Genomic DNA, 23,874 nt, shown 5'->3' on the forward strand with positions numbered 1-23,874 from the left:
GCGTATCTGCGCAACGCAATGGCTGTCGCCAGCCCGACGACGACGCCCACCACAACAGCGGCGGCGATGTCGTGCGGGTAGTGGGCGATGCGGGACACGCGCGACCAGGGCAACATGGCCCGCTCAGCGCTGCCTCCAACCAAGCCGCTCACGGTGACGGCACGAATTCCGTTGCCAGCATCGAGGCAGTCCAAGCCGGAGCGCTCTCGTCTGGTGCACGAACTCGACCTTCAACGTCAAGTTTGAACGATTCTGCGGCGGCGTTGTCGAGGGCCGACCCGACCCATCGCACCCAGGGCTCCGGCGTTGTCGCTTAAGCTGCTTCTGACCAGCTGTTTTTTGGTTTCATTAGCAGGTGTATGCCTCTATCTGGGCTGAACGCGGTGGTGCGGCAGGCCTCGGCGATGTTGGTGGCTCCGTCGAGACGGTGGAGGTTCATCGCGGTGTTTCTGAGCGTGGCCGCGACTTGGGGAGCATGGCCGGTGCGCAGAGTGCTGAGGTCTTCGCCGTAGGTGACATCACGGACCCAGTGGACCGAATTCTCGATTCCCCAGTGTAGGCGCAACCATTCGGCTATCTTCCTGGGTGTGGCGTGTTCGAAGGGCAGACTGCACACGGCGTAGACGGTCTCGAAGGTCCGCTTGCCGGTGCTGACCAGGACGCGTTCACGGGTGACTTCGATGATCTGGCGGGCGTGGGGGAACCCGAGTCCTCGTGTCACGGTGAGGACTTTGAAGGTGCGGGTCTCGATACGGCCGTGGCGTGGCTTGTCGTCGCTGTCGGTGCACACCACCGGCACCGCGGCCCAGGGCTGGGCTTTGATGCGGGCCAGCAGGCCGGGCTGGTTGGATTTTACGGTCATCAGGTAGTGCGATTTCAGCTTTCCGCAGATCAGCTTCGCCGTCGCGGTCTGCGTGTGCATAGCATCGATGGTCACCAAAAGCGTTGTGCGACTGAATAATTGCAGTAATTTCCGGACCGTTGGGATCTCATTGGTCTTCGAGGCGACCGCCAACTGGCCCAGGACCAGGCGGGTGTGGTGGGCGAACATCGACACCAGGTGCGGTGCCCGGCCACCACCCAACCGTGCACCTCTCACGGTCTTGCCGTCCAGCGCGACGGCCATCAGCTCCGTAGTGGTGTCGACCGTGGCGGCTATGCCGGCGAAGTAGTCGCCCAACCGTTGGTCCAGGTCGGCGGCGTCGAGGCGGGCCATAATCGTGCGCAACGTCTTCTCGCTCGGGCGTCGGACCCGGATGCCCAACTGCGTCAACACTTCCGTCGGCGCGGTACGGGTCCAACAGGCGATCCCGGCCACCGACCGCATCCCGGCCGCGGTGGCCAGGATCATGATCGCCAACAACGCGGTCAACGGGTAGCGGACCCCGCGTGGATCGCGGGGGTCGGGCACCGTCCCCAACATCTGTAGCAAACACGGCGCGATCACCCGGTCCTGCGGTAGCGGCGACGGTGCCGGTTCGACGCGCCGACGGGTCAACACCTCCACCACGGGCTCGGCAAGCGATACTGGACCAGCGGACACGGGCGACTCCGGAAATCGATTCAGGCGTAGGAACCTTCATCGTCACCGAGAAGCCCGTGTCCGCCTCGCATCCCGAACCGGCGTGTCGCGCAACCGGTTTCCGCAGCTCATGACCTAGACCCCGACAACGCCGGAGCCCTGCCATCGCACCACTCCGGGGCCACCGGGGGCAGCGGTTCGGTCGCCCATTGCGCATGGCGAATGCGACATCGACTCTCCCGTCGATGACCGCGTTCCTGGGCGTGATGAGGATGTCGGGGAATGACGGTCTCGATACCCGATTCCGGTGCTATCCGGCATAGAACCGCATCAGCTCGGCGTCCGCAATCACCCCAGCCGCAACCTTGTCTGACCCACATCAGGCGCGCAATCCGCTGGATCCGGGACCACCACACAGAACACTCCATATCGAGGACATGGCGCGATTGGCCGAGATGAGCACGGCCTCCTTCCACCGGCACTTCCGCGCGGTCACCGCGATGACACCAGTCCAGTTCCAGAAACGGATCCGCCTGCACGGGGCACGTCGGCTACTGCTCAGCGACGCTCACGATGTAGCGGATGCGGCGGTTCGCGGCGCGAACTATCTACTTGGCGACGCCGGCCCGAACCCGACGGTGGATCCAGAATCCTGAGCTTGGCTGAGGTTCCCGAATAAGCTCCAACGCACCAATAAAGAAAGAATGGCCCGAAACTGTGTGTTCCGGGCCATTTCCCTAGTAGCGGGGACAGGATTTGAACCTGCGACCTCTGGGTTATGAGCCCAGCGAGCTACCGAGCTGCTCCACCCCGCGTCGGTAAACATAAGATTACACACGTCTGCGCGCAGATGGCAAATCGCCCCCCAAGCAGGGCGTTTGCCCGGTCAGCGTCGGTCGACAGGGGTCGGTCGGGAGACCGAAAAGGTACGCGGTGACGTAGCCCACGACACCATCGGCATGACTCGAGGCGGAGGCTCGAAGTGAAACTCCCGAGCACGGGCGCGCACACAACACCCCTCGATATAGGTTTCAAACGTGACCCGGGTCACTATTTCGTAGTGGTCTCGGACACCCCCGGTGGCCGTCACCGGCGCCCTCGTTGCAGTACCGTTCAGTCTCTCCACCACCACCGCGTCTGCCGCGCCCACCCATACAACTGGGACGGTGTCACGCAGTGCGAGAGCGGTAGCAACTGGGGAATATCAACACCGGCAACGGCTACTCCGGCGGCCTGCAGTTCTCGCAGAGCACCTAGAGCAGGCCAGCCTGCAGGACCAGTGCTGGAGCAGAACAGCGGCCTGATCAACTCGCTCTTCCGCTGATCTCCGGTCCTTCTTTCCGGACCCGATGCCAGAACGGCCCTGTCACCCCTTTCCGGGCGGCAGGGCCGTTCTCGTGTGCGGATGCGGGTCAGCGACCGGCGTCCTGGTACGCCTTCACCGCGGCGTCCAGTTCGTCCAATGCCCTGCCGAAATCCTGGAAGTTCCCGGTGCGCATGGCATTACGCACGTTCTCGATCTTCCGGTTCAGCTCCGCGGCCGCGGCGTCCTTGGTCGGCGATGAGCCCGGTGGCGGGGTGACGCCGCCCGGAGGTACCGATGGCGTACCGCCGGTCTGAAGTGGCGGCGTGGTGCCTTCCGCCGGAGCCGGCGCGGCGCCGGGTTTCGGCCTTGTCGCCGGATCACCGCCGAATGGCGTTGCCAGCGAACCGGATCCGGGCAGCACCTGGTTCAGCGCTTCGGCCAGGGTGGCGGCATAGCCCACCTTCACACTGCCCGCTTGGTCGCGATAGCTCACCAACACTCGGAGCAACTGCGGGAACGTCGATGTGTTCGGCCCGGTATTGCGTTCGTTGTAAAGCGGTTCCACATAAAGGATTCCGCCGTCGGCGACCGGTAATGTCAGCAGATTGCCATATTTGATCTTGTTCGAATTGGACAGCAATGTCTTCTGACTCGACACTTCCGGCGCTGTCGTCATTGTGTTCTGTGTCTGCTGTGGACCCTGGGTTTGGGTATCGGTCGGCAATCGCAGAATAGTGAATTTGCCGTAGCCGTCCGGATCGGAACGCACCGATATATAGGCGGACAAGAACTGCCGGTTGTAGCCGACCATCGCGCTGGTCAGATTGAAGACCGGCTTGTTCGTTTGCGGATCGCCCAGCAGTACGTAGTACGGCGGCTGGTTGAAGGTGCCGCCGCCCTCTATCGTCGGATCGCTCGGCACCGACCAGAAAGCGTTGTTGGTGAAGAACTCTCGCGGATCGTCCACGTGATACTTGGTCAGCATCTCGCGCTGCACCTTGAACAGATCCTCCGGATACCGGAAGTGCGCACGCAGCTCCGGCGAGATGTCGCTCTCCGGCTTGACCGCACCGGGGAACACACCGCGCCATGCCTTCAGCACGGGGTCGGTGGGATCCACCTCGTACAGGGTCACCGTGCCGTCGTAGGCATCGACGGTGGCCTTCACCGAGTTGCGGATGTAGCTGACTTGCTTAGGCGGCAGCAGTCGACCGGTCTTCTTGTCGATGCTGTCCTCGACCGCGCCCTCCAGCGAGGTGTTCTGGGCGTAGGGGTAGTTGTCCAGCGTGGTGTACGCGTCGACGATCCACTGGATCCGGCCACCGACGACCGCCGGGTACGCATTCCCGTCCGTCGTCAGCCACGGCGCCACCTTCTGCACCCGGTCACGCGGGCTGCGGTTGAAGATGATCTTGGAGTCTTTACCGATGGCCGAGGAGAACAGGATGTTGCGCTCGGCGTACTTGGCCGCGAACGCCAACCGGTTGAACCAATTGCCGATCGGCACGCCACCCTTGCCTGCATAGGTGTATTGCGCGGTGTCGGAATCGTATTCGCGCGGACGCTGACCATCCGTCGAGCCGACGATCGCGTAGTCCGGATTGGCCTGCGAGATCAGCTGGCCGTAGTACACCCGCGGCTGGTCGACCCGGATCCGCTGCTTGTCCGGCGGCGTGAACAGGTCACTGACCATGAAGATCGGGTAGCCGCTGTCGCTGCTGCCGCCGGCCGCGTTGGGATCCTCGGACTGCGGCTTGTTGACTCGGTTGGCCGGGGCGGCGACGAAGCCGTTGCCGTGGGTGTAGACGGTGTGGCGGTTGATCCAGTCGGTCTGGTTGCCGCTCAGGGTCGCCGGGGAGAGCTCACGGGCGGCGACGATGTAGTCCTGGATGTCGCCGTCGATGTTGTAGCGGTCAATGTTCAGCGACTCGGGGAAGCCGTAGAAGTTTTTCCGCTGCTGCAGCTGGGTGAAGGTGGGCGACAGGATGTTCGGATCGAGCAGCCGGGCATTGCCGATGGTCGCGGCGTCGACCGGCACATCGACCGGATTCTTGCTGCTCTCGCCCTTGTAATCCTTGTAGTCGATCTTGTCGGAGGTGATGCCGTACGCCTGCCTGGTGGCGGCGATATTGCGTTGGATGTATTCACTTTCCTTGTCGGCCGCGTTCGGACGCACCGAGAACTGCTCGACCACCAGCGGCCACACCGCGCCGACCAGAATCGACGACAGCACCAGCAGCGCGGCCGCCATCGCGGGCACCCGCAGATCGCGCAGCACGATGCCGGCGAAGAACGCCACCGCGCAGATCACCGCGATGGACAGCAGGATCAGCTTGGCGGGCAACACCGCGTTGATGTCGGTATAGGAACCGCCAGTGAACGTCGGCTGCTTGCGACTGCTGGAGAGCAACTCATAGCGGTCGAACCAGTACGCGACGGCCTTGAGCAGCACGAAAAGTCCTGCAAGCACGGCAAGTTGGATGCGCGCGGGACGGGTCAGCGTGCCCTCCTTGCCGGATAGGCGCAGGCCGCCGAAGACGTAGTGCGTCACCAGACTGGCGAAGAACGCGATCACCACGGCGACGAACAGCCAGTTCAGTACCATCCGATAGAAGGGCAGATCGAAGGCGTAGAACCCCACGTCCAGATTGAACTGCGGATCCTTCTGCCCGAACGAGCCGCCATTGAGGAACAGCTGCACTGTGACCCAATTCGACTGCGCCACCAGCCCGGACAGCAATCCGATCAGCACCGGGATACCGATGCCGAACAGCCGCAGCCTGCTCATCACCGTGGTGCGATAGCGCGCGATCGGATCATTCGGACCCGTCACCGGCACGAACACCGGCCGGGTCCGGTAGCCGAGCAGCAACGCCAGCCAGGCGACGAGACCGACGAACAGCGCGACCACGAGGAACAACAGCACCCGCGTACGCAGGACGGTGAGATAGACGCTGCGGAAGCCGACCTCGCCGAACCACAACCAGTTCGTGTAGGTGTCGGTCAGGCGCGGTCCCAACAACAGCAGCGCCGCCACAATGATGGCTGCCACTAGCAGCACTCGGCTGCGTCGGGACAACGAAGGTAAGCCGGTGGGGGGCCGCATGCCCACGATGCCACGCTCCAAGTCCGGCGGCGCTCGCACCGATTCCGGCCGATGCGCCGCAGTCCGATGTTCAGGTGGTCCATACGGACCCTATTCCGCGCCCACTCTACGGAATCGGACACTGTCAAGCCCGCAAGGCTGCAAATACACAGGCTGCGGGGTCGCGGGCGCGCTGTCTCGGGGCCGCGATTATCCGCACCAGCGCTCCGCGATCGATCGAGCGTTTGGTTGGATGTCCCCGTGACCGCTGATCTGCACGCCGAACTCGTCCTCGCCCGTTCCGTCCGGGAGGTCGCGGAATTCGTGGATGCCGAGGGCTGGGGTAACCCGCCGCAGATGTTCGCGCTGGTGCCCACCGCGGATCTGGTCGCGGCCGAGCCGGGGCTGGTCGACCAACTCGACCAGGCCAACGAACTCACCCCCATTGCCCAGGAATCGTTTCCCGATGATGTGACCGGCGGGTCGATGGCCCTCGACGAGTTCCTCGCGACCACCAGCTGGCCCGACGCCGTCCAGGGTTGTGTGCTGGTGCAGGAGATCGTGGTGCTGCCACCGGACGCCGAGAGCACGCTCGACGATGCGCTCGCGCCGCTGCTCGCCGATCACGAGGCCGCCGACGCGGCCGCCCGCGCCGCCGCCGAAGCGCACCCGGACCGCCGCGAGGCACGGTTGTTCGCGGCAGTGCTGCGCGCGGGCACCTCGCTGGCGCTGCTGCAGGTGCGGCCCGAGGACGACGCCGACGAGTTCGGCGACCTCGACCTGCGCACCTACCCGAATCTGGCGCCCAACGTCATAGAGGCCCTGCACCACACCTTCGAGTAGCGGCCGTCAGCCGCAGCTGACGGTGGGCTTGCCCGCGTTGATGTCGTTGAGCGATTGCACGGCGCCGTTGAGGTTGTCGACCTTCACCAGTCGCAGGCCGTCGGGGGTGCGCTGCTTGGCCTCGTTGCAATTGGCGGCGGGGACCAGGAAGGTTTCCGCGCCCGCGTCGTGGGCGGCCAACATCTTGTATTGGATGCCACCGATCGGGCCGACCTTGCCGTCCTGGTCGATGGTGCCGGTGCCCGCGACGAACTTGCCGCCGTCGAGTTCACCCGGCGAGAGCTTGTCGATCAACGCGAGGCTGAACATCAAACCGGCCGAGGGCCCGCCGATATCGGCCAGGTTGAAGGCGACGGCCATCGGTGGGCGCGCGCCTTCGCTCGGCGTCAGGCCCAGATAGCCCTTTGTCGCGTCGTCCGGGCGGGCGGCGAGGGTGATGGTGGCGGCCTGCTCGGCATTGTCCCGCCGATACGTCACGGTGATCTGGCTGCCCGGCGGCTGTGTGGACACCGCGGCCACCACGTCCTTGGGCGTGTTGATCGGGGCGCCATTGATGCTGATCAGCTCGTCACCCGCGGCGAGCACGTTCTTGGCGGGGCCGTCGTCGCCGACCTTGCGCACCAGCACCACGGTGGGCAGGTTCAGGTAGTGCAGCGCGGCGACCTCGGCGTTGCCCTCGGAGTCCTTGAAGTCCTGCTGGTTGGACTTGTCGATTTCCTGACGCGGCACGCCGGGCGGGTACACCTCGGCCCGCGGTACCAGGCCGTGTTCACCGCTGACCCAGAATCCCAACGCCTCGAAGATGTTCAATCCATCACGCACCGACACGGTGGTCATGTTCAGATGCCCGGTGGTGGGGTCGAGCACGGCGCCCTGCACGTCGACGACCTGCCTACCCTCCACTTCGCCGAGCGTATTGAACGTTGGCCCGGGTCCGAGCGCGACGAACGGCACGGTGAACACACTGCCGGCGACGCCGAGCACGAGCACCGGGATCAGAGCGGCCACAAGGGTAAGGATCCGACGATTCACCTCGACCACAGTAGTGTTGCGCCCCTGCGATGGGCGGCAGAGGCACGCATTCGCCACGTTCCGGCGTCCACCGATTTCGCGCCGCGCGAACACAAATGCCCTATGCCACACGCGTAACGTAAGGAGTATGAGTGACCACCCCTTCGGATTCTCGAATCGCGATGACGACGACGCGCGCAAGCGCGGCGAGGAGCCGGGCGGTCCCGAGGCCAATAACCCGTTCGGCATCGGCGGGCCCGGTGCAGGCGGCTTCGATCCTGCGCAGCTCGGGCAGATGCTGACCTCGCTCGGGCAGATGCTCAGCGGCATGGGGCAGCCGGGCTCGGCGCAGACCGGTCCGGTGAACTACGACGTGGCCAAGCGGCTGGCCCGCCAGCAGCTCGGGTCGAGCGTGACCCCGCTGACCTCGGGCGCCACCAGCGCCGTGACCGACGCCGCGCACCTCGCCGAACTGTGGCTCGACGGTGCGACCACGCTGCCCGCGGGCGCGACCAAGGCCGTGGCCTGGACGGCCAACGACTGGATCGAGGAGACGCTGCCGACCTGGAAGCGGCTGTGCGACCCGGTCGCCGAGCAAATCTCCGTCATGTGGACCGCGCAATTGCCCGAGGAGGCAAGGGAATTCGCGGGCCCGATGGTGGGGATGCTCGGCCAGATGGGCGGCCTCGCGTTCGGATCGCAACTTGGCCAGGCGCTCGGGCAGCTGGCCAAGGAGGTACTGACTTCCACCGATATCGGTCTGCCGCTGGGACCGAGCGGCACCGCGGCGCTGCTGCCCGCGGCCATCTCGGAGTTCAGTGCCGGGCTGGAGCAGCCCGAGAGCGAGATCCTGGTGTTCCTCGCCGCGCGTGAGGCGGCGCATCAGCGGCTGTTCGGCCATGTGCCGTGGCTGCGCCAGCAGGTGCTCGGCGCCGTCGAGGACTACGCGCGCGGTATCAAGATGGACTTCTCCGCGCTGCAGGAGGCCGCCCAGGGCATCGATCCGATGTCGCTGAGCGATCCGTCGAAGCTCGAGGAGATCCTGTCGCAGGGCGCCTTCGAACCGCAGACCACCCCGGAACAGAAGCAGGCCCTCGAACGGCTGGAGACACTGCTCGCGCTGATCGAAGGCTGGGTCGAGGTGGTGGTCACCGACGCGGTGGGCGATCGTCTGCCCGGCGCGGGCGCTCTCGCCGAAACGCTGCGCAGGCGCCGCGCCACCGGCGGTCCCGCCGAGCAGACCTTCGTGACCCTGGTCGGTCTGGAATTGCGGCCGCGCAAGCTGCGCGAGGCGGCGGCACTGTGGCGGCGCCTGACCACCGACGCGGGCATGGAGGCCAGGGACGGCGTGTGGGCGCACCCGGATCTGCTGCCCGATTCCGACGATCTGGACTCCCCCGCCGGTTTCATCGACTCGGTGATCGGCGGCGGCACAACCGCATTCGACGATCCGCTGGCCCAGCTCGCGGCAACCGAAGCCCGCGAACGCGATGCGGCCGAGCGCAAGCAGGCCGAGTCGGCACAGGACAAGGGCAAGTCCGGCCCCGACCTCGGTAGAGACAGCGACGCGTCCTGAGGACTGTCCTGTTGGTGACGCGAATTCCTGTGGATAACTGCGGGATTCGCGGTACGTCGGGCATTGCGTGGTCGCCATACTCCTGGCCATGACAATCACGATCCGTCCGCGCGGTCCGATGCTCCATCCCCGGGTGACCATCCTGGTGCGGCCCTCCGGCGTGGTCCAGCTCGGCTGGGATCCGGAAGGCGCCCTGTTGCTGCATCCGGCCGAACTGGATGTCGATACCGTCCTCGCCTTCCTGCGCCTGCTGGACGGGCTACAGACCCGGCCGCAGCTCATGTGGCGAGCCGGGGAATGTGGCATCACACCGGAACAGGTGCTGGCGTTGCTGACCGAGATCGACAGCGCGGGCCTGCTCGTGCACCCCGACGACCCGACCGGACGGATCCGCTCGGTGCGGGTGCACGGCCTCGGACCGCTCGCTGATGCGGCGTCGACGGGACTACGCCGAATGGGGCTGCGGCCGAGCCGCTCGCGCGCCTACGGTCCGGATGCCTCGGTGGTCGGCTGGCGAGCCGATCTCGTGGTGCTGACGGACTCGCTGGTGATCGACCCGCGCCTGGCCAGTGAGCTTGTACTACACAGGATTCCGCACGTGCACGTTCGAATTCGCGACGGTATTGGTTTGATCGGCCCGTTCGTGCTGCCCGGCGAAACCAGCTGCCTGCGCTGCCTGGACCTGACCCGCTGCGACTACGATCCCGAGTGGCCGCACCTGGCCGCCCAACTGCTCGGGCGGGTCGGGCACGCGTCGCCGGCCGGGATCGCGGCCACGGCGGCGCTGGCGCTCGGCGAACTCGAGGCGATCCTGGCGTGCTCGGCGCTCCGGGCACCTGCGACCCTGGACACCACGCTCGAATTGGATCTTGATTCGCATCTGGTCGAGCGACGACGATGGGCACCGCATGCCGCCTGCGGATGCCGCGCGATTTCCGCTGGTGCGAACGCCTGATGCCGAGTCCCTATGATGTACGTCAATGTGCTGATGATCCAGGACATCCTGGCCGACCCCGACTGGAACGGCGTGCTACCCGCCGAGGACGAACGCGGCCTGACCCCGCTGTTATGGTCGCACGTACTCCCGTACGGCGAAGTCGAACCGAAACTGAACAGCCGCTTGGCCCTCGGCGGGTAGCAGCGATCGAATTCTCAGCTGATCCGGCGCTTTCCCGCTTGACCTTCACGTAATGGCAACTTTTACCGTCGAAGACGAGGCCGGACGGACCGGCCTCACACAACGATGGGAAGCGCCATGAGCTGGTCGATCGCGGATGTGGCGAGGATGTCGGGCGTCACCGCCCGCACCTTGCGGCATTACGACGACATCGGACTGCTCGAGCCCGCCTATGTGGGCACCAACGGTTACCGCTACTACGAGGAGGAGCAACTGCTGCGCCTGCAGCAGATCCTCGTCCTGCGCGAGCTCGGCCTGAGCCTCGCCGAGATCGCTGCGGCGGTCGACTCCGAGCCGGACACGCTCGCCGCCCTCAAACGGCAGCACATCCGCCTCCTCGGAGAGCGTAACCGCCTGGCGCGGATGGCTGACACCGTGGCGCGCACCATCGCCGAACTCGAAGGGAAGACGGAGATGGCAGTCAAGATCAACCGCCCGGAGAACCTGTTCGAGGGCTTCGACCACACGCAATACGACGACGAGGCCCGAGAGCGCTGGCCGGAGGAGTTCGAACAGTCCCGGCGCTCCACCGCGACGATGACCGCCGAGGACGTCGAGAGCATGCAGCGTGAGGTGACCGCGGCGATGATCCGTATGGCCGAGTTCATGGCCGCCGGCACGCCGGTCGACGACCCGGCGGTCCAGGCTGAGATCCACACGCATTACCAGGGCATGTGCCGCTTCTGGACCCCGAACCGGAGCGCGTACAAGTGCGTGGGGCAGATGTACGTGGACGACGAGCGGTTCAAGACGAACTACGAGAAGATCGCCGAGGGCCTGGCCGAGTATCATCGGGACGCGATGGCGGTCTACGCGGACGAGCGGCTCGGCGAGTAGTCCTCGGCCCGGAAGCCCGGGGTATTCCGGATAATGCAGCGTCCCCTCCGCGGCCAGTGCGGAGGGGACGCTCCCATTGTCTCGGCAATCAGGCCGGATCCCGGTCCTCCGCCTCCTCGATGCTGCACAAACGGGTCGTCGAACAGGTCCCGCCGCCGCAGAAGCACCGCCGTCATATAGAACGATCGCCGGTGTGGTCGAGCCCTTCCGCGTCGGATACTGCCTCTGTTGCACCGACGAACAAGACGTCGAGATCCAAACCGAACAACTCCTCGCGCTCGGCGTACCCCCGCGATCGGATCTTCATCGACAAAGGGTTCTCCGGCACCACCCGCAAGAACCGGACCGGTCTGGACAAGGCGCTCTCCGCGGTCACCGCCGCAGCCGCTTGGCGAGCAGGTCGTCGGGTGCGACCAGGGGCGCTGTCGTTGGGTTTCGTCCGGGCCAGGGCGCGTCCTTTGGGGGCCATGTCGGCGTGGAGGTAGGTCTGAACGGTTTGGGTGGATTCGTGACCGAGCCAGAGCGCGATCACTGACAGGTTGACTCCGGCGTGCAGCAGTGCCATGGCAGCGGAGTGCCGAAGGGTGTGCGGGGAAACATATTTCGCCGCCAGGGTCGGGTTCGAGCGGGCGGCGGTCCCGGCGTGTTTGGCGACCAGATGCTCGATGGCGTCCCGGCTGAGTAGGTGCCCGGATCGACCAGAAGATCGGGTCGGTGTCAGCGCCGCCGCATTCGGCCAGCCAGGTGCGCAGTGCAGCAACGGTTGCCGTGGTCAAGGGGGTGACGCGATCCTTGCGGCCCTTGCCGTTGCGCGGATTCCGTCGAGTACTGCCGCGACCACCGATTCGACCGATAGCGGGGCCGAGACGGTGTGCCCCGACACCAGCGCCGATAGGACTTGATCGTGGCAGATGCCGACCAGCATGGCGACCGCGGCATCGACCTGCGCGTCGGGCGCGAGGCGGCCCAGGTTGCGTTCGGCACGCAGGTAGTCACCGAGTCGATCCCGCCAATCCCGTTCTCCCTGATCCGATTCGGCGAATCGTGCCAGGACTGCGGGTTGCCCCAGCAGTCCGTGGTTAGAACAGTCCTTCCGGGGTGGTTGGGGGTTGGATACGCAGGCCTTTTCGGCGTCCGGTGCGAACGTGGACGGCGGGTAGTTCGCCGGTCTTGACACTGCATCGACACACTGCTGTTTTCGTTGATTGTCATGCGAAGACTGGCAAGACCGCCTGGTGCAGCGCCTGCCTCGGCTTCGGTCTGCTCGCTTCGAGGCCAAGGTGGCCGACATGCTGCCCGGCGAACGCATCGCGGTGCAGACCCGACGAAACATCGCTGACGACGACATTCCCTTCAACCGCCGCGGAAACCTGGTGTCGGTCATGGACTTTCACCTCACCGGCACCATCATCGCCAACCCAGGCGACGGCTGCTCGGTGTCGGTCGCCTGGGACCCAATCCCGAGCGAGTTACGGCGGTACTACCTATACACCAGCCAGGACACCGTCTGGAAGCTGGCGCGCGGTTTTCGCCCGACCTCGGACGACCTGATCGGCTTCGTGTTCGACGGTAAGCCGCAACAGAACATCGACAAGCTCCGAAACGCAGGGTGGTGGGCGGAACGATTCGGTGACTGATGACCCTGGTGGGAATCCCCGCCAGGGCGTTGAGGTGAACCGGATGACATCGCAGCGGTACGAGCCAACGAGGTAACTGGTGGATTGCTATATCAAGATTGAATCGGCGTGTCGCGATCGCGACACGCCGAAGCTAAGCGCTGGAACGGGCTTGCTGATCTGCTTGGAACGGGCTCTGGCTTCACCGGCCGATACACCCGCGGACGTGGCGAGCGCACGAAGGGCCGTGAACGGGTCGTGCGAGCACGTGCCCTGCGAAGTGCGGCGCATCCTGGAGTCTTCGCCGAGGAATTCCGGGAACTCAGCGCGCGCCTTTGCCACGCTGCTGTCGGTCGAATGGCCAACTCGTGGCGTGCGCGCAGGTCGGCCGCGCAAGCTCACCACCGACCAGCTCGCCGCCGCCCAGGCCGCGCTCGCCGCCGACCAGAAACCCGACGCCGTCGCCGCCGCGTTCGGCGTCAGCCGCGCCACCCTGTACCGCTACCTCGCCGAAGCCAACGACATCGACCACGCCACAGTGGAGAGGTCCTGATGAGCGAGAAGACCTTTCACGCCAAGGTGCGGATCTTCGGATCCACCGCCCGCATCACCTACGAGATCGACGTCAACGAGGTCGACCGCCGCCGGCGGATCGGCCTCGGTGCGGTCCCGCAGCTGGAGCTGCTCGACGCGCTGATGGGGTCGTATTCCGCTTTGGGTTGATAGACGGGGCCGCTGTAGTCGACCTTTGCCGCGGGAAGGATCGACTGGTGGCGCCGCCTGCCCGGCACACCGCCATGAAAGTAGGTCGCCATATCAGAGAGATTATCGCGCAACGGCGGAAGCCAAGTCCATGGATTTGCGTTGCCCGACAGAGGATTTCAACTTCGGCCACTGGGATGAGGGGCAGCGGCCGAGGACGAACGGACCTGTCACGGAGCCGAATTCGTTCGCAGCGGCGCGGTGTAGCGGTTGCAGAGCCTGCACGCCGAACGATGCAGTGGTTATGACGTCACAAGGGCCGACGTGGTCCCGGGGCCACACGCTGGAATCGATACGTTGGCACATCAATCGAGAGGATCAACTGCGTGCAGGTGTAACAGCGCGGGCCGGTTCAGTGCTGAGCACGAACACCCTCGTCGTTGCTGGGATCGCTTTCGCTCTCTCCATCAAGGGATCTCAGGGACCGAGCGCCATTGCTCTCGCGGCGGCCTGTGGTGCGCTCGTCTTTGTCGGTGCATCGGTCATTCTCGCGGCGAGGGTATTGATTACTGTGCGCGGGTCAGAGCCCCTGTTCTCTGAACCGCGCGACGATGCGGCATCGGTCTACGCCTACCCCACTATCTGTCTCAGATGGGCGACTTTCGACGCTTTCAAGGCCTCGGTCATGGACCAATCACCAGAACAGCAACTTCGGGGAGCGATTGTCGAACTTTGGCGTGCGTCCTACCTTCACCAAGCCCGCCGTGTTCGTCTTCGTCGCGCAATGGTGTGCTTACTCATCTCGATCGTGGCAGTGGGTTCAGCAACGATCACAGCTCGATACGGCTAAGTGCCTTATCGAGGTCGAAACCGTCCGACTACCGCACTGCCCAAGTCCGATCAGCAGGACGGTGTCGCCGCGGTGCACGAAAGCGCCCGGCACTGGGCTGGACACACCGAGAGGTCACCTCAAACGCCGTGACACGACTTCCCGCCGGCGCGAACTTCTCGCGCTGCGGCGATCCGGAAGGGCTGGACGACCCGGAGGAGTAGTACCGGGGGTCAGGTTTCGTCCAGTTGCTCAGCAGCCGAGAGCGTCGGCCAGGTGGTCGAAGCCGGTCACGGTGAGATCGCTGGTGACGTCGGCCGCCCGGTCGGCGGTGCGACGGTCGCCTTTCTCCAGTGGCCGTTCGAGGAATGCGGTCGCGAGCCCCGCCTTGCGAGCCCCGTCGATGTCCCAACGGTGTGCGGCGACCATGAGGACTTGGGCTGGATCGGCGTCGAGCAGCTCTGCAGCGGTGCGGTAGGCCCGAGGCGCCGGCTTGTAGGCACGGGCGAGCTCGGCCGACACGATGCAGTCGAACGGAAGGCTCGCGGCCTTGGCCAGGTTCGTCAGCAGCGCGAAACCTCCGTTCGACAAGGCGGTTACCACGAAGTGGCGCCGCAACCGGGCCAAGCCCTGCACCGCGTCCTCCCAGGCGGGTAGCCGGTGCCAGGTGTGGACAAGTCGCCGGCGCGCGGTGTCGTCGAGCGCGCTCGCGACGCCGTAGTCGTCGAGTAGTTCGTCCAGTGATTCCCGGTGCAGCGTGTCGAGGTAGACCCAGTCACGCTCGCCACGGTTCACGCGTTCCAGGGATGGTAGGTAGCGATCGCGCCAGGCATCGGCGAACGCATTGGCGTCCAGGCTCTGGCCATGATCTTTGACGATCTGAGCGACCTGCTCGGCGACCCCGGTGCGCCAATCAACAGTCGTGCCGAAGATGTCGCAGGCCACTACCCGAATTGATGCCGGGTCGAACTTCGACACTGGAGACTTCCTTCCCGTTCATGATTTCGATTGCGCTTGGCCGAGTTGTCCAAGACGCTCCAGGACCGGGGTGCGGACCTGGTGGTGCTCGACCAGGGCATCGACACCTCCACCGCCGTCGGCCGCATGTTCTTCCAAATCCTCGGCGCGATAGCCGAATTCGAGCACGCACTGATGTCCGAACGCACCCGCGACGGGCTGGCCGCAGCCCGCGCCCGCGGACGTACCGGCGGCCAGAAACCCAAACTCGGCCCCCGGCAGGTCCAGCTGGCCCGGCAGATGTACGACGAACTAGACGAACACGGCAAGCGCCGCTACATCGTCGCACAGACCTGCGCGCAGCCGACCGTCCGACAACCTGATGATGCGTCGGCAACTCACCATCCCCGGGCGCTTGCTATGGATATCGGGCGTCGGGGCGTGCACGGACTGCGCTGTCACAGGGCATGGTCGGCGCGCTCCGGATCTGGACATGCCGAACCGGTGCGCCACCCTGACTCGCAAGGGCGGTGCAATCGACATCGTGGCATGACTGACCGGCACCGCCCGGCTACTGCCGCGCCTGCGTGACCTCCTGCGCGGAGACTTCGGCTGCACACCGGTGTCGTCGCGTGAGTTCCGTGTTCCCACAGGTGCCCGAGCTGAGCGAGGCGTAGCGGATCGGTCAGAGCGTGCTCGACACGGTGCGCGCGGCCGAGAAGGTGTTCATGGCCCATTCCTGCATCGACCCCGCGACCGGGGAGGAGATGCCGCGGTCATGGTTCTCCCAGCCCGAGCGGGTGAACGGGCAGCTCGATGCCGCCGACGCGGTGCTGCTGGCGCAGGCCGACACCGGGTGGCCTATTACTTGCAGTACGTGATGGCGGGGTTGCAGCAGGTTCGCGCCGAGGACGGGACGCTGTTCGAACCGATGGTGCGCCGTTCGTGCATGATCTGGACTCGCGGAGGATGCCGGTCGGCGGGGCGGCGGCCTGAACGGTGCCCAAGCCCGTGTTCGTGTACTGGGAGCCGGTTGCGGGTGGGATGGCGATCAAGCGGTGGAATCCGGGCACGGGCTGGCTGGATGCTCCGCACGAGAGTTTCGCGTGGATGGGTGTGCTCACCTGCGCGGAATGTCGCCTGGGTTCCGCACTTGATGTAGTGGTCTAGCCGGCGAATATGGCTGTTGACGTGTGAAAACACACCGTCGACTGGGCAGACGGCGTGCATCTAGGCGGCGGAGTCCGTGCTGGTCAGGAGTCCGCGGCTGGTGTGAGCTGGTAGAGTGGGGCGGCGCGTCGACGTTCAGGGCGTGTGAGGAGGTCACGCTGGGCCTTGGTGATCTCGGTGCGCTGACGGAAGGTGCCCTCACTGGTTCTCAATGCAAGGTAGACCGCGGCTTCGGCGGGCTGGCCTGCCCGGCCGAGCGGGATCATCCGTTCCATCGCGGCGAGCAGATCGGGGTTGACGCCGACCTTCAGCTGCCGACACTGTACGTCGATGGTTCTCTCGCCGGTGGCGCTGGCCTCGGTGAGCCGCGTCTTGATGAAACCGAACGCAACGGTATTGACGGTGACGTTGTACCGTGTGCCGTTCGGAAACTCGCTGGTGCTGGTCAGGTCGCGTGTCTGTACTCGTTGACGACGCCGCCGAGCAGACCGTCTACAGCTACCTGCAGGCCGAGACCGCCACAAGCTGAGCCGGCCCAGAACCGCTAACCGTCGTGAACACGAGTACGAGCGAAAAGCACCGTAGTGCACACGAGTTCATGACACGCGGATGTCCGAGTCCTGTTCACTCACACCAGAATCCGCATGTCAGCAGTGAACACGACTTCGGACATTGTTCTTACTTTCGGAATGGACCGTTTATGAGAGGTCCGGGGTTACCGCAGCCTATGCCTGGCCTATGCCCGCCTCGGGAGACGTCATCGGTGTTTTCTGGATTTTGTTCGCTGTGCGGTTCACCGGCGCAGGCGGGGTGTTGAGACGCACACGGCGGCGAATATGATTGAGGTTCGGAATTGACGAACCGACGCGACCCTGAACGATGCTGTCGCCGTATGGTTTCGCCGACCGTTCCGCGTTCAGACAGCTTCGGCTGGAATCCCTGTCGATTCGGTTGGCCGGTCGGCTATTTCAGGTCCGTGGAAGGGTTGACCGGCAGCACGAGCGGCTTGCGCGGTTGCTGGGCGAAATCGAAGGCGGCGGTCACATCGCCTAGTTGGGTGGCATTCTCCCGGACGTCTGGACGCGGGTCGGGACGGCCGTCGCTGGCAGGATCGACGCGTTGCCCGCCGAGGAACGCGTCCTCGATGAACTTGTCGTAGGCGTCGAACGACAGGGTCTGGTGATCGACGTACCCCTGTTTGGCGTAGGGGCTGATGACCAAGCCGGGCACGCGCAGACCGTAGCCGTTCTGGTCGACCGTCGGCGGGTTCACGTGATCGTAGAAACCACCCCAGTCATCCCAGGACAGAAAGATTGCCGTCGAGTCCCAGTCCGGCCCTTGCATGACGGTGTTGATCAGGTTGGTGACGTAGGACTGGCCCGTGCTGATCTTGGCCGGCGGATGTTCGCTGACCTCGTTGGAGGGGGCGATCCAGCTGACCGCGGGCAGTGTGCCGTCCTTGGCCTGCTTGTAGAGGTTGGTCAGATCCTGGATGTTGCCCTCCTGTCCGTCGGCGTGCACAGTGTCGAACCAGGGCAGCGGGTTCCAGATGCCGGGTGTGGTGTTTTTCTGCTTCACCGAACCGCACGCCATCTGGTCGTCTTCGCAGTCGGGTTCGGTGCCTTTCATCACGTAATAGCCCCACGACACATTGTTCTTGTGCAGCAGATAGGTCAGATCGGTCCAGGCGTAGATCGGTCCGGCGGGTTTGGCCGGGTTTGTGGTCACCGAGCCCGCGGATTCGGCCTGCCGCAACACATCCGGCGTGATCCCGGCAGTCTTCAACTGTTCGATCTGCGCCTCGGTCAGCTTCCCGGGCTGCTGGAGATCTTCCGGTTCGATGCCGTTCTGGATCAGACGTTCAAGCACGGCGTGCTTGTTACCGAAGTCGGGCGGATTGCCCGGTGCCTGAACGGCGTTCGTGCAGCTGGACGGGTTGTCGTGCTGGGTGCAGTAGGCCGACCACAGCGACACCATGAACAGGTGAGCGGGCAGGCTCCAGGAGCTGTTCGGCTCGAACATGTGGTCCTGCAGCACGAAGTTCTGCGCATAGGCCCAATAGTTGGGGATCTCGTGCTGGTCGCGATAACCCATCACATCCGCAGTTCCGGCGCCGACCGAGCACACGGGATCGTTCGGATCCGCGCAGGCCTTCCGCCCGGCCTCGGCCTGGGCGATGAAACCGTCCATCTTGCCGCCGTTGACATCCGCGAGATAGGCGTCGTGCGTGTGCGGGCCGCCGTGACTGACGTCGGAGGTGTCGTGAAAGGGTTGGTCGCAGCCGTGCGTGACCGGGTTGGGGACACAGACATTGGCCGGGATGCCATCGGCTCCGGGATAAGTACCGAAGTACTGGTCGAACGACCGGTTCTCCTGCATGACCACGATAACGTGTTTGATCTTGTGGATCCCGGTCGCGTCGACGGCCTTCGGCGCCGATGCGCACCCCGCCGACAGCGCGACCAGCCCGAGGACGACCGATACCGCACCGAGCTTTCGCGTCATACCCATACCGATGTTCTCCCGTCTCGGTCGAGGAGCGTTGTGCCAGAGGGATTGCACGCGATCACCGTACGCCTTAAGAGTCTCGTGGTCTCTGAAGATCTGCTGAGGACACTCAGCGACCTGTCTTAGCGTGACTTTTCTCCCTACCAGTCAACCCCAGGTCGAAGCGGGCGCGGAGGCCGATCGTGTGAACCGTTCATCATGCGCTCGACCACCGACACCAACCCCACCTTCTTCTTGCCCCATCGCCTCATCACCAGGCCACCTACACCGTGCACGCAATCACTCACTACACCTGTCCGTTCCGCCTTTTTGTGGCGAGGGGGGTATGTGGTTGGGCTGTGCTTCGCCATTTGGAGCTGGACGGGGTGTCGGCTGCCAGGTAGAAGGGTTCTGGCGCAGATACCGTGATGCTGCTGGTCGGCGTGTTGCCGTCGGATCCGGTTGATGATGGGCGATGGTAGCGGGCGTGCTTTGGTGATCTGGTTCGAAAGTTCTTGCCGCACTTCACAGATCTGGTGATCGGCGACGTTCGCAGCGAGGGTAACACCGTGGTCGTGGACGCTGTCGTTGCCACCTCGATGGCCCGGTGTCCCAGGTGCGAAACGACTTCGGCGCGTGTTCATTCCCGCTACAGGCGTCGGCTCGCCGATGCTGCTATCGCTGGCCGCGGGGTGGTTCTGCTACTGGTCGTGCGGCGGTTCTTCTGCGCGAACACCGACTGCGCGGCAAAGACTTACGCTGAACAGGTCGACGGCCTCACAACCAAGTGGTCGCGCCGGACAAGCCAGTTGACCGCGATGCTCACCGAGATCGGGCTGGCGTTGGCCGGTCGCGCCGGCGCACGCTTGACGCACCGGCTGGGATTGTCGGCCAGCCGGGACACACTGCTGCGGCTGGTTCGCGGCATCCCGGATCCGCCGGTCGGCACGATCACGGTGCTGGGTGTCGACTTATCCCGACCCGGCAATTATCCCGATGTCTTGCAGGGTTGACACGAGAGTTTCTGTGGCAGTGTGTGATTGGTTCTGATTGCTGGTTCTTGGCTCGGGGTAATTCCAGAAGTCGCACTCTTTGGTTGCGGGAGCAGGCTGCTTCCGTGTCGGAGAGGAGTGACGATGGGAACGACTGGGTGGATGGCTGGCGAGGGCCCTCTGGTGGAGTTCGCTGCCGGGTTCGAGCAGGAGCTGCTGGCGCGTGGGCACAAGCCCGGTGCGATTGCCAAGCACCTCGGCCTGATGGGTCAGCTGAGGAGAATCTCAAGCACCTCAGTCTGTTGGGCAGTGCTGAAGATGCCTACGAATCCGGCGCTCACAATGCCCACGGACAACGCGGCGAATCGGTCGCGTTCGTCGGCGCGTAGTCGTCTGTCATCGGCACGGTGACGCCATGGCGCACGCAAAGTCGTTCAGCGGGAACGTGTCCGGTGTGCACGCGCCAACGGGCTGTTTCCGGGCAGTCGCGGGCCCGGTGGGCGAGCGGAGACTTGCCCGGCCAGGGACACCGCCAGCAGCCGACCACGGGTCAGCACGGGCGCGGATCATGCTGCACCTGACGCTGGAGTAACCGGTGGCTGACTGCGATGGCATAGCCGTTGATGTTCACTTTCTCCCGATCGATCACCCTTCTGCAGGGCGAGGCGATCCCGACCGCCGCGAACGCCTCGCTGATCTGGACCAAATCCGGATCGCTGCGCGAAATCTACTCGCGCGCAAAGGCTTTTGCGATGACGTTGGCGGAATACTCCTGCAGCGTGGAATCCGGGCCGGCCACCACGACTGCGGCGCCGACCTCGGCGATTCAGCTCACGCCTAGCTACTGGGCCTTGGCACCCACAACACTGCCGCTAATAGTGGGACTGGGGAGCTGGCAATTCAGCCGTGATCATCGGGCGCTTCCTGCTGCTTGAGTCCGGTCGGTGCCGCTCCCCCGGTTCCGAGCTTCGAGCGAGGTGCGAACTTGACGGGCAGTGCGAGCAGGCCGCGATTCATCGGGAAATTTGTTCCCACCGTAACTTCGCCGTCGACCTCGTAGTCCGGAATGCGGTCGAGCACCCGCTCGAGCGCGACGCACATCTCGAGGCGGGCCAGGTGCTCGCCCAGGCACCGGTGAATGCCGTGCCCAAAGCTCACGTGTGGCTGCCCATTCCGGTCGATGTCGAAGACGTTGGGATTGTCGAATTGTGTCGCGTCAAGGTTGGCGGCTCCGAAGAAGAGGCCGACCTTCGTCCCAGGCGCGACGGTCACTCCGCCCACCTCCATGGGACGCGTCGCTGTGCGGCCCATCATCGCGACCGGCGACTCGAGACGAAGAGCCTCCTTTATGGTCTGCGGAATCAGCGAGTGGTCTTCGAGCAGACGCCTCTTGACCTCGGGGTGCGTGCCTACCAGCCACAGTAGGCTGGCGATCCCGTTGACCGTGGTCTCCTGCCCGGCAATCACGAGCGTGGTCACCAGCGAGAGCGCCTCCTGATGAGTCAGTTTCTTGCCGCCGAGCTCCGCCCGCACAATGAAGCCGAGCGTGCCCGGGTAGTCCGGATCTGGCCCCAGTAATGCTTGGTCAGGGCTTGTAACGAAACCTCGCGCTTGTCCATGAATGCCCGGACGGCCTCCGCGTGGTCGTCGGTCATCTGGTCGGTATTTAGACCCGGTGAGCAACTTCTGTCGCCACCCCTCCAACATCGCGTCGAACACCTGCGCGTCCGGACGCACCAACGGCACTCCGGCCGCCACAACTCGATGGGACGCCCCGGCGACCTCCAGCTTCCGCGATCCCGCCACCCCGCACCTAGACAGCATCGAGCTTGCGCAGTTCGGTGGTCGGGGAAACCGCCGCGGCCAGTTCTTCGCGGTCGACGTGATCAGGCCACAACGGCTTGAACTCGCCACCTGGGCGGGGGCACGAACGAGCGGGTGGTGGGCGTCGGATCGCTCAGCACACCGCCCAGAACGGTGTCCGTTGTCGTCGCCCAGACCAGCGACGCGGCGAATCCCTGCGATGTGCGCGGGGGCTCGCCGTCTTGGGCGACGATGGGTTGTCCATGCTCGGTGGCCGTGGTGACTGCTCGGTGGCCGTGGTGCTACTCGTCATGCGGATCCGCTTTTCGGTGGGAGTGGTACTGGTGGCCGCGCCCGCGACCGGAGGAGTCGGGGCGCGGCACTCATTCGCTTCGGCGCCGGGCTAGTTCTCCATCGCATAGTCGGGGATTTTGGTGTGGGCGGTGATCCATCGAGTCGTTGTGTAGGCCGCGATGTTCGCGACCGGCCCGCCGAAGCGAGTGGCCGCCGTGCCGGAGTCCGACATCCCGCCCATCGGGGCGTTGGCGGCATCGTTGATCGGCTGGTCGTTGACGTGGGCGGTACCGGTCGGTATCCGCTCCGCCAGCTCCAGGCCGCGGGCGACATCGGCGGTGAGGATACCGAGCGAGAGCCCGAATGAACTGTCGGCCGCCAGCTCGACGGCCTTGTCGATGCTGTCGAAGGAGGCCACGGACGCGACGGGGCCGAAGACCTCGTTGTCGTAGCTGGGGATCCCGGGCGCGGTGTCGGCCAGCACGGTTGGGCGGTAAAACAGCTGGTCGTAGCTACCACCACAGGTGATCCGGGCACCCGCGGCCACGCTGGCGGTGACCAGTTGGTGCACCTTGTCGCGTTGGCGTTCATCGATGAGCGGGCCGAGGGCGACGTCGTCGACCGCCGGGTTGCCAACGGTCAGCTTGTCGGCGCGTTCGGTGAGCCGCTGCACGAACCGCTCGTAGATCGACTCGTGGACGAGGTGGCGACCGCTGGCCATGCAGATCTGCCCCTGGTGGAAGAAGGTGCCATACATGGCCGCCGCGACGGCCCGTTCTACATCCGCATCGTCGAGTACGACGAGTGCGGAGTTGCCACCCAGCTCGAGGTGTTGGTGGATGAAGCGTCGCCCGGCCTGCTCGCCGACTGCTCGCCCGGCCGGCGTCGATCCGGTAAAGGACACCGCCCGCACCTCCGGGTCGGCGACCAGCGCCGCGCTCGCTTCCGCGTCCCCGGGCACGACGTGCAGCACACCCGCGGGCAGCCCCGCCTCCTCGAAGATCCGCGCGAGCACCACACCCCCCGAGACCGGCGTCCGCGGGTCCGGCTTGAGGACGACCGCGTTGCCGAGCGCCAGGGCCGGCGCGACGGAACGGATGGCCAGCTTGAGCGGGGCATTGAACGGAGTGATAACGGCGACGACACCGACGGGCACCCGCCGCGTCATACTCAGCAGCCCGCCGCGGATGGGCAGCACCTCACCGATGGGCAATGCGGGCAGCCCGGCGGCTTCGACCGACTCCTCCACGGCGCCGCGGACCTCGTAGGCCGCTTTGCGGCGCGGCGCTCCGGTCTCGCGGATGAGCCACGAGCGGATTTCCTCACCGTGCAATTCCCAGAGCTCGGCCGCGCGGCGCAGCACCGCGGCCCGCTCGGTGTACGGCATGGCGGCCCACTTCCGCTGAGCCACGACGGCACCGCGGACCGCGGCTGCCATGTCTTCGGAATTGGCGAAGCCCGCGGTGGCCAGGCGTTCACCGGTTGCGGGCTCGACGATGTCGACCGTGCCACCGAGCGCGGGGTACCAAGAGCCGTCGTAGATCCGGCCTTCCCAGTCGCCGGATGTGAGCAGTCCCATGATGCTGTCCTTGCTGAACGATGATGAGTGGGTGCCTGCGATCGCGCAGGCCTCGTGTACGGTTGCCTTCCGGTTCGGCGCCGGACGA

General features: G+C 65.2%; 21 protein-coding genes, 1 tRNA gene and 3 pseudogenes. 13 read left to right on the forward strand and 12 right to left on the reverse strand.

The genetic code is table 11. The annotated features are described in order from the left end of the window. Nucleotides 1–313 precede the first annotated feature (313 nt). Nucleotides 314–1,543: an ISAs1 family transposase gene (locus tag ACV7NQ_RS09155; RefSeq protein ID WP_463359226.1), complete on the reverse strand. Its 1,230-nt coding sequence runs from the start codon at nucleotides 1,541–1,543 to the stop codon at nucleotides 314–316. A 434-nt stretch (nucleotides 1,544–1,977) separates the two neighbouring features. Between ACV7NQ_RS09155 and ACV7NQ_RS09160 the strand changes: the two genes are divergently transcribed. Further along, nucleotides 1,978–2,178 carry a helix-turn-helix domain-containing protein gene (locus tag ACV7NQ_RS09160; protein WP_463359227.1) on the forward strand — a complete coding sequence of 67 codons (201 nt, stop codon included), beginning with the start codon at nucleotides 1,978–1,980 and terminating at the stop codon, nucleotides 2,176–2,178. 85 nt (nucleotides 2,179–2,263) lie between these two features. On the opposite strand, the gene ACV7NQ_RS09165 is transcribed toward ACV7NQ_RS09160, so the two are convergent. Beyond that, nucleotides 2,264–2,337, reverse strand: a tRNA-Met gene (locus ACV7NQ_RS09165). A gap of 264 nt (nucleotides 2,338–2,601) precedes the next feature. Here ACV7NQ_RS09165 and ACV7NQ_RS09170 point away from each other — a divergent pair. Then, a pseudogene (locus tag ACV7NQ_RS09170) lies at nucleotides 2,602–2,776 on the forward strand (transglycosylase family protein); the annotation flags it as partial. Nucleotides 2,777–2,934: 158 nt separating this feature from the next. Here ACV7NQ_RS09170 and ACV7NQ_RS09175 read toward each other — a convergent pair. After that, nucleotides 2,935–5,940 carry a UPF0182 family protein gene (locus ACV7NQ_RS09175; protein WP_463359228.1) on the reverse strand — a complete coding sequence of 1,002 codons (3,006 nt, stop codon included), beginning with the start codon at nucleotides 5,938–5,940 and terminating at the stop codon, nucleotides 2,935–2,937. Nucleotides 5,941–6,174: 234 nt separating this feature from the next. Here ACV7NQ_RS09175 and ACV7NQ_RS09180 point away from each other — a divergent pair, with 234 nt between their 5' ends. Continuing rightward, complete coding sequence (locus ACV7NQ_RS09180) at nucleotides 6,175–6,756, forward strand: PPA1309 family protein (RefSeq protein ID WP_463359229.1); 582 nt, start codon at nucleotides 6,175–6,177, stop codon at nucleotides 6,754–6,756. 6 nt (nucleotides 6,757–6,762) lie between these two features. On the opposite strand, the gene ACV7NQ_RS09185 is transcribed toward ACV7NQ_RS09180, so the two are convergent. Next, nucleotides 6,763–7,788, reverse strand: a complete 1,026-nt coding sequence (locus ACV7NQ_RS09185) for a YlbL family protein (RefSeq protein ID WP_463359230.1) — start codon at nucleotides 7,786–7,788, stop codon at nucleotides 6,763–6,765. A gap of 127 nt (nucleotides 7,789–7,915) precedes the next feature. Between ACV7NQ_RS09185 and ACV7NQ_RS09190 the strand changes: the two genes are divergently transcribed. The 4 genes from ACV7NQ_RS09190 to ACV7NQ_RS09205 all read left to right on the forward strand — a co-directional run bounded on the left by ACV7NQ_RS09190 (nucleotide 7,916) and on the right by ACV7NQ_RS09205 (nucleotide 11,357). Further along, nucleotides 7,916–9,343: a zinc-dependent metalloprotease gene (locus tag ACV7NQ_RS09190; RefSeq protein ID WP_463359231.1), complete on the forward strand. Its 1,428-nt coding sequence runs from the start codon at nucleotides 7,916–7,918 to the stop codon at nucleotides 9,341–9,343. 88 nt (nucleotides 9,344–9,431) lie between these two features. Continuing rightward, complete coding sequence (locus tag ACV7NQ_RS09195) at nucleotides 9,432–10,298, forward strand: hypothetical protein (RefSeq protein ID WP_463359232.1); 867 nt, start codon at nucleotides 9,432–9,434, stop codon at nucleotides 10,296–10,298. A gap of 12 nt (nucleotides 10,299–10,310) precedes the next feature. Continuing rightward, nucleotides 10,311–10,481 (forward strand): hypothetical protein, encoded by a 171-nt coding sequence (locus tag ACV7NQ_RS09200; RefSeq protein WP_463359233.1) that lies wholly within the window; start codon nucleotides 10,311–10,313, stop codon nucleotides 10,479–10,481. Nucleotides 10,482–10,598: 117 nt separating this feature from the next. After that, nucleotides 10,599–11,357, forward strand: a complete 759-nt coding sequence (locus ACV7NQ_RS09205) for a MerR family transcriptional regulator (RefSeq protein ID WP_463359234.1) — start codon at nucleotides 10,599–10,601, stop codon at nucleotides 11,355–11,357. Nucleotides 11,358–11,529: 172 nt separating this feature from the next. Here the strand turns inward: ACV7NQ_RS09205 and ACV7NQ_RS09210 are convergent, their stop codons facing one another. Together ACV7NQ_RS09210 and ACV7NQ_RS09215 are read right to left on the reverse strand one after the other, a co-directional pair. Further along, complete coding sequence (locus ACV7NQ_RS09210; RefSeq protein WP_463359235.1) at nucleotides 11,530–12,117, reverse strand: tyrosine-type recombinase/integrase; 588 nt, start codon at nucleotides 12,115–12,117, stop codon at nucleotides 11,530–11,532. A gap of 12 nt (nucleotides 12,118–12,129) precedes the next feature. Next, a complete protein-coding gene (locus ACV7NQ_RS09215; protein ID WP_463359236.1) occupies nucleotides 12,130–12,534 on the reverse strand; it encodes a hypothetical protein in 405 nt (134 codons plus the stop codon). A 112-nt stretch (nucleotides 12,535–12,646) separates the two neighbouring features. Between ACV7NQ_RS09215 and ACV7NQ_RS09220 the strand changes: the two genes are divergently transcribed. The 3 genes from ACV7NQ_RS09220 to ACV7NQ_RS09230 all read left to right on the forward strand — a co-directional run bounded on the left by ACV7NQ_RS09220 (nucleotide 12,647) and on the right by ACV7NQ_RS09230 (nucleotide 13,696). Continuing rightward, entirely contained in the window at nucleotides 12,647–12,994 is a 348-nt protein-coding gene (locus ACV7NQ_RS09220; RefSeq protein WP_463359237.1) for a hypothetical protein, read from the forward strand. A 226-nt stretch (nucleotides 12,995–13,220) separates the two neighbouring features. Next, on the forward strand, nucleotides 13,221–13,526 hold the full coding sequence (locus ACV7NQ_RS09225; protein ID WP_463359238.1) for a helix-turn-helix domain-containing protein: 306 nt from the start codon (nucleotides 13,221–13,223) through the stop codon (nucleotides 13,524–13,526). Beyond that, complete coding sequence (locus ACV7NQ_RS09230; RefSeq protein ID WP_463359239.1) at nucleotides 13,526–13,696, forward strand: hypothetical protein; 171 nt, start codon at nucleotides 13,526–13,528, stop codon at nucleotides 13,694–13,696. Before ACV7NQ_RS09225 ends, ACV7NQ_RS09230 begins: the two co-directional genes overlap by 1 nt. Before the next feature lie 1,060 nt (nucleotides 13,697–14,756). On the opposite strand, the gene ACV7NQ_RS09235 is transcribed toward ACV7NQ_RS09230, so the two are convergent. Beyond that, entirely contained in the window at nucleotides 14,757–15,482 is a 726-nt protein-coding gene (locus ACV7NQ_RS09235; protein ID WP_463359240.1) for a haloacid dehalogenase type II, read from the reverse strand. Nucleotides 15,483–15,518: 36 nt separating this feature from the next. Between ACV7NQ_RS09235 and ACV7NQ_RS09240 the strand changes: the two genes are divergently transcribed. Continuing rightward, nucleotides 15,519–16,052, forward strand: coding sequence for a recombinase family protein (locus ACV7NQ_RS09240; RefSeq protein WP_463359241.1), 534 nt, complete (start codon nucleotides 15,519–15,521; stop codon nucleotides 16,050–16,052). Between the two features lie 101 nt (nucleotides 16,053–16,153). Beyond that, nucleotides 16,154–16,342: a hypothetical protein gene (locus ACV7NQ_RS09245; RefSeq protein ID WP_463359242.1), complete on the forward strand. Its 189-nt coding sequence runs from the start codon at nucleotides 16,154–16,156 to the stop codon at nucleotides 16,340–16,342. 513 nt (nucleotides 16,343–16,855) lie between these two features. Here ACV7NQ_RS09245 and ACV7NQ_RS09250 read toward each other — a convergent pair. Then, nucleotides 16,856–17,047 (reverse strand): annotated as a pseudogene (locus ACV7NQ_RS09250) (3-oxoacyl-ACP reductase); the annotation flags it as partial. A gap of 547 nt (nucleotides 17,048–17,594) precedes the next feature. Next, entirely contained in the window at nucleotides 17,595–19,142 is a 1,548-nt protein-coding gene (locus tag ACV7NQ_RS09255; protein ID WP_463359243.1) for an alkaline phosphatase family protein, read from the reverse strand. A 575-nt stretch (nucleotides 19,143–19,717) separates the two neighbouring features. On the opposite strand from ACV7NQ_RS09255, the gene ACV7NQ_RS09260 reads away from it, so the two are divergent. After that, nucleotides 19,718–20,131, forward strand: a complete 414-nt coding sequence (locus ACV7NQ_RS09260; RefSeq protein ID WP_463365593.1) for a transposase family protein — start codon at nucleotides 19,718–19,720, stop codon at nucleotides 20,129–20,131. A 568-nt stretch (nucleotides 20,132–20,699) separates the two neighbouring features. Here the strand turns inward: ACV7NQ_RS09260 and ACV7NQ_RS09265 are convergent. From ACV7NQ_RS09265 to ACV7NQ_RS09275, 3 genes and pseudogenes are all read right to left on the reverse strand, one after another. After that, nucleotides 20,700–20,936, reverse strand: a pseudogene (locus tag ACV7NQ_RS09265) (acetyl-CoA C-acyltransferase); the annotation flags it as partial. A gap of 74 nt (nucleotides 20,937–21,010) precedes the next feature. Continuing rightward, complete coding sequence (locus tag ACV7NQ_RS09270; RefSeq protein WP_463359244.1) at nucleotides 21,011–21,643, reverse strand: cytochrome P450; 633 nt, start codon at nucleotides 21,641–21,643, stop codon at nucleotides 21,011–21,013. Between the two features lie 673 nt (nucleotides 21,644–22,316). Then, nucleotides 22,317–23,786, reverse strand: coding sequence for an aldehyde dehydrogenase family protein (locus tag ACV7NQ_RS09275; protein WP_463359245.1), 1,470 nt, complete (start codon nucleotides 23,784–23,786; stop codon nucleotides 22,317–22,319). Nucleotides 23,787–23,874: the final 88 nt, after the last annotated feature.

It is taken from the genome of Nocardia sp. Tas62D01 (assembly GCF_055232035.1).

Excerpts from the sequence above, each read along its gene's own strand:
- ACV7NQ_RS09255 (WP_463359243.1), bottom strand. The coding sequence starts at position 19,142 with ATGGGTATGACGCGAAAGCTCGGTGCGGTATCGGTCGTCCTCGGGCTG.
- ACV7NQ_RS09200 (WP_463359233.1), top strand. The coding sequence starts at position 10,311 with ATGATGTACGTCAATGTGCTGATGATCCAGGACATCCTGGCCGACCCC.
- ACV7NQ_RS09230 (WP_463359239.1), top strand. The coding sequence starts at position 13,526 with ATGAGCGAGAAGACCTTTCACGCCAAGGTGCGGATCTTCGGATCCACC.
- ACV7NQ_RS09190 (WP_463359231.1), top strand. The coding sequence starts at position 7,916 with ATGAGTGACCACCCCTTCGGATTCTCGAATCGCGATGACGACGACGCG.
- ACV7NQ_RS09205 (WP_463359234.1), top strand. The coding sequence starts at position 10,599 with ATGAGCTGGTCGATCGCGGATGTGGCGAGGATGTCGGGCGTCACCGCC.
- ACV7NQ_RS09275 (WP_463359245.1), bottom strand. The coding sequence starts at position 23,786 with ATGGGACTGCTCACATCCGGCGACTGGGAAGGCCGGATCTACGACGGC.
- ACV7NQ_RS09220 (WP_463359237.1), top strand. The coding sequence starts at position 12,647 with ATGCTGCCCGGCGAACGCATCGCGGTGCAGACCCGACGAAACATCGCT.
- ACV7NQ_RS09195 (WP_463359232.1), top strand. The coding sequence starts at position 9,432 with ATGACAATCACGATCCGTCCGCGCGGTCCGATGCTCCATCCCCGGGTG.
- ACV7NQ_RS09160 (WP_463359227.1), top strand. The coding sequence starts at position 1,978 with ATGAGCACGGCCTCCTTCCACCGGCACTTCCGCGCGGTCACCGCGATG.
- ACV7NQ_RS09260 (WP_463365593.1), top strand. The coding sequence starts at position 19,718 with ATGGCCCGGTGTCCCAGGTGCGAAACGACTTCGGCGCGTGTTCATTCC.